Annotated in this window: 11 protein-coding genes and 2 pseudogenes; 3 read left to right on the top strand and 10 right to left on the bottom strand. The window is 35.8% G+C overall.

Annotated features, from left to right (window positions below):
- Positions 1 to 213 (top strand): annotated as a pseudogene (locus AN161_RS11725) (hypothetical protein); the annotation flags it as partial.
- Positions 214 to 554: 341 nt separating this feature from the next.
- On the opposite strand, the gene AN161_RS11720 reads toward AN161_RS11725, so the two are convergent.
- The 6 genes from AN161_RS11720 to sigY all read right to left on the bottom strand — a co-directional run bounded on the left by AN161_RS11720 (position 555) and on the right by sigY (position 4832).
- Complete coding sequence (locus AN161_RS11720; RefSeq protein WP_053594522.1) at positions 555 to 1169, bottom strand: hypothetical protein; 615 nt, start codon at positions 1167 to 1169, stop codon at positions 555 to 557.
- A gap of 824 nt (positions 1170 to 1993) precedes the next feature.
- Complete coding sequence (locus AN161_RS28785) at positions 1994 to 2242, bottom strand: hypothetical protein (RefSeq protein ID WP_143114734.1); 249 nt, start codon at positions 2240 to 2242, stop codon at positions 1994 to 1996.
- Positions 2243 to 2438: 196 nt separating this feature from the next.
- Positions 2439 to 2630, bottom strand: a complete 192-nt coding sequence (locus AN161_RS11705) for a cysteine-rich KTR domain-containing protein (protein ID WP_053594519.1) — start codon at positions 2628 to 2630, stop codon at positions 2439 to 2441.
- A gap of 142 nt (positions 2631 to 2772) precedes the next feature.
- Positions 2773 to 3573 carry a CPBP family intramembrane glutamic endopeptidase gene (locus tag AN161_RS11700; RefSeq protein WP_053594518.1) on the bottom strand — a complete coding sequence of 267 codons (801 nt, stop codon included), beginning with the start codon at positions 3571 to 3573 and terminating at the stop codon, positions 2773 to 2775.
- A gap of 397 nt (positions 3574 to 3970) precedes the next feature.
- Positions 3971 to 4315: a YxlC family protein gene (locus AN161_RS11690; RefSeq protein WP_053594516.1), complete on the bottom strand. Its 345-nt coding sequence runs from the start codon at positions 4313 to 4315 to the stop codon at positions 3971 to 3973.
- Entirely contained in the window at positions 4302 to 4832 is a 531-nt protein-coding gene (gene sigY, locus AN161_RS11685; protein WP_053594515.1) for an RNA polymerase sigma factor SigY, read from the bottom strand. Before sigY ends, AN161_RS11690 begins: the two co-directional genes overlap by 14 nt.
- A 128-nt stretch (positions 4833 to 4960) precedes the next feature.
- On the opposite strand from sigY, the pseudogene AN161_RS30580 reads away from it, so the two are divergent.
- Positions 4961 to 5185, top strand: a pseudogene (locus tag AN161_RS30580) (hypothetical protein); the annotation flags it as partial.
- Between the two features lie 209 nt (positions 5186 to 5394).
- Here AN161_RS30580 and AN161_RS11680 read toward each other — a convergent pair.
- From AN161_RS11680 to AN161_RS11670, 3 genes are all read right to left on the bottom strand, one after another.
- Positions 5395 to 6261, bottom strand: a complete 867-nt coding sequence (locus AN161_RS11680) for an NAD(P)-binding domain-containing protein (protein ID WP_053594514.1) — start codon at positions 6259 to 6261, stop codon at positions 5395 to 5397.
- 23 nt (positions 6262 to 6284) lie between these two features.
- Complete coding sequence (locus AN161_RS11675; RefSeq protein WP_053594513.1) at positions 6285 to 7379, bottom strand: DNA alkylation repair protein; 1095 nt, start codon at positions 7377 to 7379, stop codon at positions 6285 to 6287.
- Positions 7380 to 7449: 70 nt separating this feature from the next.
- A complete protein-coding gene (locus AN161_RS11670) occupies positions 7450 to 7773 on the bottom strand; it encodes a hypothetical protein (protein WP_053594512.1) in 324 nt (107 codons plus the stop codon).
- Positions 7774 to 8017: 244 nt separating this feature from the next.
- Here AN161_RS11670 and AN161_RS11665 point away from each other — a divergent pair, with 244 nt between their 5' ends.
- Complete coding sequence (locus tag AN161_RS11665) at positions 8018 to 8962, top strand: YafY family protein (protein ID WP_053594511.1); 945 nt, start codon at positions 8018 to 8020, stop codon at positions 8960 to 8962.
- 119 nt (positions 8963 to 9081) lie between these two features.
- On the opposite strand, the gene AN161_RS11660 is transcribed toward AN161_RS11665, so the two are convergent.
- The gene (locus AN161_RS11660; RefSeq protein ID WP_241774554.1) at positions 9082 to 9456 is read right to left on the bottom strand and encodes a GntR family transcriptional regulator; all 375 of its coding nucleotides are present in this window, start codon (positions 9454 to 9456) and stop codon (positions 9082 to 9084) included.
- Positions 9457 to 9493: the final 37 nt, after the last annotated feature.

Genomic DNA, 9493 nt, shown 5'->3' with positions numbered 1-9493 from the left:
ATGAGTCGGGTGATGATGACTTCTGGTATTAATGAGGTCATGATTGCTCCTTTTACGAAAATCATTAAAACACCTGCGCTCGCTTATTGGACGATTGGTCTGTTAATGATGTTTATTTCGTGGTTCTTTTGGCCATCACCAGCTGTGGCACTTTTAGGGGCGGTTTTGTTACCTGTTGCTCTACGTGCAGGCTTACCAGCACTTGGTGTGGCGAACGCCAACAAAGGAATCTTTTTAAATACATAAAACCAATGCTATTTTCATAACTTTTCTTTCATTTAAAACCTCAAAAAAAGCTTAGGAACAACTCCTAAGCCTTTCTATTATTGAGTAATGCTTGATTTGAAATCAGATTTTTTTAATAGCAACTTAAACAAACTCCATTCCGAAAAATATTATTCAAAATTGATTTTAACCTTTTTTATTTAGTATTAGATTTTTAATAAAGTTTGATTATTTTTGTACTCCTTATTTCACTAAAGTACCCGTTAATCGAATAACCCAATATATAATACCAGGTCCCGTATCTCCTTATTCCGATTACACTGCTAATGTTAATTCTTTTCTTTATCAGTCCATAATACTCTGTATAAAAATGAGAGCTCAGCTTCTTCAATGCCAGCAGGTAATTCGCCATTTTCGCTTCCTACAGAACGCAGCTCGTTTTTTGTAGTGCCTAGCCATGCCGCTAAATAAACAGGTTTGTTTTTCTTTAAAGTAACCTTTTCGCCTACTAAATTACTGAAAGAAGAAGACGTCATGTTATTTGAATAATTCGTCGTAGCAAGCCCAGAAGGTATGCCAGATATCAATTTTAAGGGACGAACTTCATCATTAAAGTCACTTATTCCAAATGAAATGAGGATATCTTTATAATTTTTTTCGGGGTCATCCCAGGTCTTTAGCAATTCTTCTTTAAACTTACCTTTTTCAAATACTTCCACTGAGATTTGCAAATCATCCTCTTCGGTTAAAGTGCCATTTAGTTTAAAAAATTCAATATTTCCTACCCCTGATTTGCTAATAAGCAGACTTTCTTTTTCACTCATGTTATATGGCTCAATAGTTATCTTCGCATTTGAGGACGTTTTATCTTTTTCCACACCCGCACACCCTGTTAACAACAAGATAAGAATTACAAACGAGCAGTAGCGTTTAAAGCCTTGCATTTTTACTCCTCCAATCAATTTGTCAGGAATTATTTCATATTACTCCCATGTTCACAATGAATTACTTTCCGACAGAAGACTCCCACTCCTATAAGTGGGAGTCGTTCAAGTTTCGCCCATAAACACAAGTAGTACGATTGACAATGAAACGCAATGATTAAATCTCAAAAACAGATCATAGGAGTATACTCCCAAAATCCTTTTTCCCTTTTTTTAAAACTCATGACGAACATAATAGCTCCAACGAAGAATAGCCAAGCAGTTTTAAGTTGAAAGTAATAAAAACATGCTACACAAATAAGCCCTACTACTGAAAATAATGTTGATAATATACCTTTTTTACTGAGCATTGTTTACCCCCTCCTTACTTTCTAGAATTACTATAAGAACGAACGAAATAAATATTCGTTCCAAATTTAATTAATTTTACCATTTAAAACTACAGAATCCTTTACTGCTTTTTGATACAGATTCCTCATCTACCTTCCATAAAATTTCATTCCAACATCTTATTAGCAAGTGTTTTAACAATTGAATTAACAAAGGCATATAAATTTGCAATGGAGACATTTACTGAGTTTAGTCGTGATGGGAAAATTGATATTGATCTTTCTGAAATAAATCCAAATGATATTTCTGAACATTTATATGTAAAAAAATTCAATCAAGCTTAAACAATCTTCGCTTTGCTTGTGACAAACTTAAACAATACAAAGACGTTGCACTAACATGGTGCGTTTGTTGAAGTACATTCATATCTAAAGATAAAAAGGGAGCTGAGATTATAGTTCTAGCTCCCTTTAGTCTGTATTTGTTACAAGTCCTTAGTTGATTTTTTTAAGGAAATTACTTGTGGCATCACTGATATCTGTAACGTTAGTTTGATAGAATAAATGAGAGCCGTCAATAATTTTGGACTCAGCATTTGCACCAAGTCGATTTAAGTGATTTTTTTGAATCTCTTCTCCATCTTTTACTTGTTTTTGAGAAACTGAGGATATTAGTTTCAGTACAGGTACTTCTGAAGGGAAGACGATGCTGTTTACCTCATTGACATTGTCATTTAAACTCAAAGCCTGATTAATGATCGTATCGTTGACAACATGATAAGAAAATAATTTATTATCACTGATTTCTTTTTCGGTATAGCCATTTTCAACTGTTTGATCAGAAGGTAGCAGCCCATTGATGATTCGATTAAATCCAGTTGCTTGAAGTAACGTATTAAAACCATATAGGATTTATATTGAGGTTAACATATATCTCAATTTATCGGCTCTGCGTCTTAGCGTCTGGCTCTTTAACTATGATAATTTTAAATTTTTTTATGTTTACTAAACTTTCTTGTTTACATTTTGGACAGTAAAGAGGAAAACTAATTAATATTGTATTCGCATATACTTTAGTGCGTGTTTTTGAACTACAAATTGGGCAGTATATCCATTTGCTTTTTGCACTCATATACCCTTCTCCTTTCCTGTCTAGCTCCTCATATAGTTATATTTTACACAAGCAAATTTTCAAAGTGTATATGCACCATATATATTTTTACATAAAACCTTCATGAGCGATTGCTCCCAACCCTTACATGAAAAAGTTTTTTTCACAGAAAAAAGGAGACAATCAACATTAGAAAATTCATGGCAATATGAGCAAACATATGTGCAAGCATCGCAAGTTCTAGATTGTGCTTCCAATAAATCCAGCCAAAGAAGAAGCCGGGTAAACCATTCAATAAGATCATTCGGAACCAAATGAATGCGGTCATTTCTATCACACTTGCAGTTCCACTATAGTGACCTATTGCAAATAATAATGTGCTAACAAATATTGCAAGGATAAAGACCCAGTTCGAAGGTTTTGCTGATTTTCGATCAAATAGTTTCCAAAAAATAAAAACCAACAAGCTCATAAACCCAAAACGCATTAATAGTTCCTCAACAATCCCTCCGTAGAGTAAAGCTGCTAAAAATTCTATTGCATTATAAGGATGTATTAGTTCTTTTAGACCCTCCGGCAAGAGTGGGAATAAAAGATAATCGAATCCTCTTATAACAACTCCTGCAATCGAACCGAGTATGATAGCTAGTTTAATACCTTTTATCCACTCTGACTTTGACTTTTCTCTAGCATTCGGGTGCATAATCACAGATTTTAAACCAACTTTATGAGCAGTAAAAAAACCTATAACAAGAGCAATGAGTAAGAAAATATAATTGGGAAGTGTGCCAAGTAAGGCTAACATTTCAGGTGATCCTGAAATCCCCATCATTTCCCTCGCTTGCTCTAATTGGGCCGGGTTTGTCGATAGTGTCGATAGTGCCTTAAGATATAAGGGAACGAATGCAATGATTCCAAGCAAGAGATAAATGAATAGTCCTTTAACACTTTTTTGCTTTGTCATAAGTAACCTCCTTGATTTCAGTATAAGATTCATATAAATATCAATATTTGTTTTATTTACTATAAGACTCTATTAAACAGTTCATTCTTGTTTCCCTCCTCCAAATTGTTTATTCACCCTTAATACGATTACGTTCGACTAATCGTTCACTTACGAAAAAATAAATAAAAAAAATCTCAGGAATTTGAACCTGAGACCTTTCTTTTAAATATTTTTCTTGCAAAAATAAGATAGATAATAAGATACGTTGGAAATGTAATAAGGCCTAAAAAGCCCCATAGCCAAGCATTGTGTCCCCTCTTCCGTGCATCCCAAAACATCCATGAGCTCTGACAAATCAGAATGAATGCAATCACGACGCATAACCAAAGCGGTGTGCTACTTAGTTTGTTTGAGATCATTCATTACTGACCTTCTTTCTAGTTTTGTTAAGAGCTAAGGGCAATAAGATAATCCCCACAAGCTGAAAATAAAGAATAAGAATTGGCTGACGATAAACGACAGCAATCCCAACCGAAAGCACAAATACTGCAACAGACATAAACGTGAGGAGGTCTTTCCATTGTTTTTTTCGTATTCTTTTTTTCTCTAATTCAACATTTTGTTGAAACCATTGTAAGTTTGGAGTAGATACTGGATTCCATTGATCCAGTTTTTCTAAATCATCTATTAATTGCTTAACCGTTAATTCATCTTCATCATCCAACATAGAATTACTATTTTTAGAATCATACTCCTTCAAGTTCAGCCAACTCCTTTCGTACATTTTTTAGACCATTTGAAACTCGAGATTTTACTGTTCCTTCTGCAATACCCATCATTTTTCCGATTTCCTCATATGAATATCCGTAATAATGCTTTAGCACGATTGGCATACGTATTTCTTCATTAATTTGAGCAAGTACATCAAGTACATCAGTCCATTCTTCGTTCATATTGGCTACATTCCATTTCATTTTTCGGAGTGCTTGTTCCTGCTCTAGCCAGTTTTTCTCCCGCTTCTTTCTACGCTGTTGATCGATAAAAAGGTTCGTTGCGATTGTGATGAGCCATGAGGAAAACTTGGATTCACCATTATATAGTTGGATTTTTTCAATACACTTCATCATCGTCTCTTGTGTTAAATCTTCTGCGATTTGTGGATGAAGGGTAACTTTCATTAAATACTTTACGAGGAACGAATAATTCTGTTGTAGCAGTTTCGAAAGAGCCAATGTATCTCCTTTTTTCGCCTTTCGAATTAAATCCTTTTCATCCATGAAATCTACTCCATACAATAATGATTTATATGTAATACGACTAACTGGGAAAAATCGTTCATTTTCAAAATAAAGAATTACAACAAAAACGTTTAGCCACCTATTAGTATTTATTAAGTTTACTTGAAAGTTATATATTTGACGGTATTGCTATTGGTGGCTGTACTGCAACTTTAACAGCTTTAGGACAAATAACAGCAATCTTTGTTGGAGGAGGAACAATCATTCCTTGGGCATTAATCCTGGCTGCTGCCATTTGTAACGTTAGCCCCTTCGAACTTGCAAGGCGTAATTTATTGCCCGTGGCGATTGGTCTTGTGATTACAACCATAGTGGCGGTGTTTTTAATTTAACTGTTGGTTGTGATGCAACAAATAGGACCTTCGATTATGCCATAATTGTTTGTCTGCTTCATCGAACAAGTGAAATTTGGGTTTATTCCACACTCCTTAATGTTTCGGGACTTGCACCCTGTAGATTACGTCCATCCTTGGCGCACATACATAAAGACCACTCATCTCGAGTGGTCTTTATCAATTCCTATAGAATTTTACAAACTATTTTACTTTCGCATTACTTTAATAAGAGCTCCAAGTTCCTCATTTCCGTAGCCCGCATCCAAAGCCTTCTTAAAAAGCCCATGAGCAAAATTCGGAAATTCATTATTAATTCCGGCTTCGCGCGCTTGTTCCATAAAGAGTTCCACTGTCGTCATACACATATTTATAGAGCTCTGTGCATTATCGTAAGATTCTGTTTGAACAACTTCACTCTCATACTTGATCACTTCACCAACAACTTGGGAAACATTTTCAATCATGGAACCGAATGAATCTACTCGTAGCCCATCCGATTCGAGAATACGTGCAGCGTGAAAGAATCCAATATACGAACCAAATAAGTATGAAAGGAAAGCCAATTCTGTAGAAGATGCTGCGCTAACTTGCTCCCCAAGATAAGGGATGTTTCCTGCTAAAGATTTAAGAAATGGTTCACTCTGTTGAAAAGCGGTTATGGAACCGGATGTAAAAATTGTTGATTCCATTTTACCCATTTGCAGTGGTGAGGATGCTATTGCTCCATCGAGATAGTCCACATTATTATCTTTAGCCCATTTTTCATTGTCACGCGCTTGCTGAGGACTACCTGTGCTTAATTGGACAAGCACTTTCCCTTTAATGGCTGCTTTGACTTCTTCAGTATCCAAAATACTGTATGAAGCCTTATAGTCTGATACGCAAATAATCGAGACCTTGCTTGCGCTTATAGCCTTATCTATACTGGAAGCAAGCATAGCTCCATCTTCAATAAGGGGTTCCGCCCTTGCAATTGATCTATTCCATACTGTAACTTGATGGCCACTTTGAAGCAATACACGAGCCAGTGCTGCTCCCATTGATCCTAACCCTATTACTGATACATTACTCATATTATTTCCTCCATGTCATTTTATTAAGACTCTGTGATTTCGGTTACGTAAAAATTCGTTGTAGCTAGTTCTTTACCGTTAACAATGATGGATAACTGGTGTTTGCCTGGATAATGTTTGCGGACTGTTAAGTCTTTAAAATGATGACTTCGTACATATTGCCAATCTTCTTTATCGTAGTTTCGTTCCGCTATCTTGAATTGCTTTCTCGTGGTTCTACGATTGGCTTTGACGAAATCAATAGCATATTCAACTCGTAACTTCTGAGATACAGAGGTGTTGGCACGAATTGAAAAAGAAAAGTTGAGAGTTTGACCAATCTTTAACGTTTCCTTGTCCAGTGAAAAATTACTTACCGTCACATCTGGAGAATTTTCAAAGCCGAACAAGTAAAGCATATCTGGATCACTTTTTCGCAGCAAACTGCGACATCCATGTTTAATTATCCAATCAGTGTTTGGATTCTCTCCGTACCAATCACGTGCGAGCTTTTTGACTAGTTCCGGATTATCTTTCGAAATATCATTCAGATTATTAGCAACGCTTTTCTGTACATAGGCCGAAGTATCACGCTTTAGTTGTTCTAATATATGCACAATTGGCATTGGGTCAGCTTTAAATATGTTTAAAGCCGTAGCCCAAGGTAATCTAGGACGACAACCCTCGCTTGCTAAGCGTCTGATATGAGGTTCTGGATGACTGGCCCATTTTAGCATCTGATCCATCATTCTTTGGGAATCTTTTAATATAAACGGGCGAACAGCAAATTCAGAACTGGAAAAAGACGTAAACCTCTCAAGTGCCGTAATAGAAGTTGTCCAATCGTCAAGTCCATTTACTTCTACAAAATCAGGAAAGAACAAGTATTCAACTCCACAACATTGAGGAGCTATTTGGATCAAAATAGAAATTGCATCCCTATAAGAATTAGGTAAAGTCATACGTAAAGAAGTACTTATATGTCGGATTCGCTCTTTGAATTGTTTCTGTTCCCAATGTTCATCGTATATCAAGCTATGAAACATATTCGAATCAAAATCAGGATAATTGTGTTTGACAACATCCGTAAAATGGTAAAAGAATTCTTCATTATATCTTCCTGCAAATGTATCAGACATGTTCCAACTCCTTTCTTTTATTTGCTATGGACAATTCATCAATAGTAAACGTTCTTATACGCAAAATTCCCTATATATTCAAATTAGTTGGAATTAGATGTCGTTGTACAATCTCTCGTGAATCAATCATCGACACAAAAGTTTGAAAAACCGGTACTGACTTTAGTTGTTCCATCGCTCCTAATGTCATTTCCATATTATCCCAATAAATAATATCCGTCCATTGGCTTTCGTCTTGTGTATGCAGCAAAGTGCGTTCTTTAAATCCCGGTATTTGTAATTGCAGTACCTCAGTAAGTTGTGCAGCTGCTTGACAGAAAAGTTGGGTATCCGTTCCCTCCTTCAGCTCAAATAAAACAATTTCCATCACGTATTTTGGATTTTCTGATTTCATTTTTAAATCTCCTTCTATTAAAAATTGTTTTCACGTTTTTTTGATCCTTTTTATACCCCAATGTAAAGATAAAAAACGTGTGTAAAGTCAATGTTATGAAAGCACGTAAAGCCTTTTCAGAATTAAAAACTTACTATTCATATTCTCCACTTTTCATTAACATTGACTTCGAATTAAAATATACGTGATAATAGTGCCAACTATCGTCACTATTAATTAAATTTTATAAAGGAGGCACTACTCAATGCATAAAGCGCAGAGACTTATTCAACTTATAATGAAGGTCAATGAACGTAAGAAGTTTACAATACAGGAGATGGCAGATGAGTGTGGTGTTTCACGTCGAACAATGATTCGCGATTTGATGGAGTTAAGTGAACTTGGCGTACCACTATACTCAGAGACAGGACCAAACGGTGGATATCGCGTTTTACGGGAAAAGGTACTGCCACCCATTAGTTTTACGGAATATGAGGCAATCGCCTTGTTTTTTGCCTGTCAATCTCTACATAATTACAAGTCTCTCCCCTTCAAAAATGAAGTAAATACAGCATTGGATAAATTTTTCCATTATCTGTCGAGTGAACTTAAGCAAAAGATTGAACGTATGCAGCAACGACTTGTATTTTGGATACCCCCACATGAGATGGAAGTTCCTTTCTTAAAGGAACTTCTTGAGGCAGCTTTGGAGCAACGAGTAATCACAATGATGTACGAAGCTTCTTCAAGCCGAGAAAGGGTTATTCAACCAATTGGGATATATACGATGAATGGATTATGGTACTGTCAAGCCTACTGTTTCTTTGCAAAAGATCATCGAGTATTTCGGGTGGATAGAGTGAAGGGATTCTCCTTAGATGCAGACCAAAACCTGAAATTAAATATGGATGAGGAACATATAAAGACATGGATTATGAGAATAGAAGGGGATGAAATGTTAGAATTGGAGGTGGATTTAACATTGGAAGGTGTAAGAAGATGCCAATCAGACTTATGGTTAGCCCAATATATAAATCTACATGAGGACGGCTCAGGTACGATTCGTACAAAGATGAGCACATCTTTTATATCTTGGTCTGTTCATTTCTTCCTTAGCCTAGGCATGGAGGCAAACTTAAAGCGCCCACAAGTGGTGCGTGAACAAATACAAAGTAAACTAAGGGAACTAATTAAGCAGTACGAAGAATGATTAGAAAATTATGCGTAAGAAATAAAGCTAATCAATTATACCAAGGCATAATTGATTAAAATACACTCTAATTAGTAAGAGATGGCTTCTGTATATTGCAGAAGTCATCTCTTTCTCTCTTAACAATCAGTATAATACTTTCGCAAAATCTTATGAAACATCTGCTGCAGTTGTTGTTCGCTAATACCTAAAACATAAGCTTCACATATTATTTGTTCGACTTTTATAGAAATTTCTTGAAGGTCAATCCCCTTTGCTTCGGGAGTTTTCTTAACAATTGCTTTTGAGTTAGGTTTTATAGCGATTATTCCCTTCTTCTGAAGCTCCTTGTAGCTTTTATGAACGGTATGGAGATTGAGGTTTGTTTCAGCTGCTAAATCACGAATGGAGGGCAATGGGTCACCATTTTGCAAATTCCCTGTCGCTATTTCACAAAGTAGTTGCTGGGTTAACTGCTGATAAAAAGGAATATTACTCATTGGATCTATTTTCACATTCAATTGTTCACGTATCCTTTCATATGGCTCATCG

It is taken from the genome of Lysinibacillus sp. FJAT-14222, from assembly GCF_001278875.1.
GTDB classification, from domain to species: Bacteria; Bacillota; Bacilli; order Bacillales_A; family Planococcaceae; genus Lysinibacillus; species Lysinibacillus agricola.
This window is presented reverse-complemented; position numbering and strand designations above follow the sequence as displayed.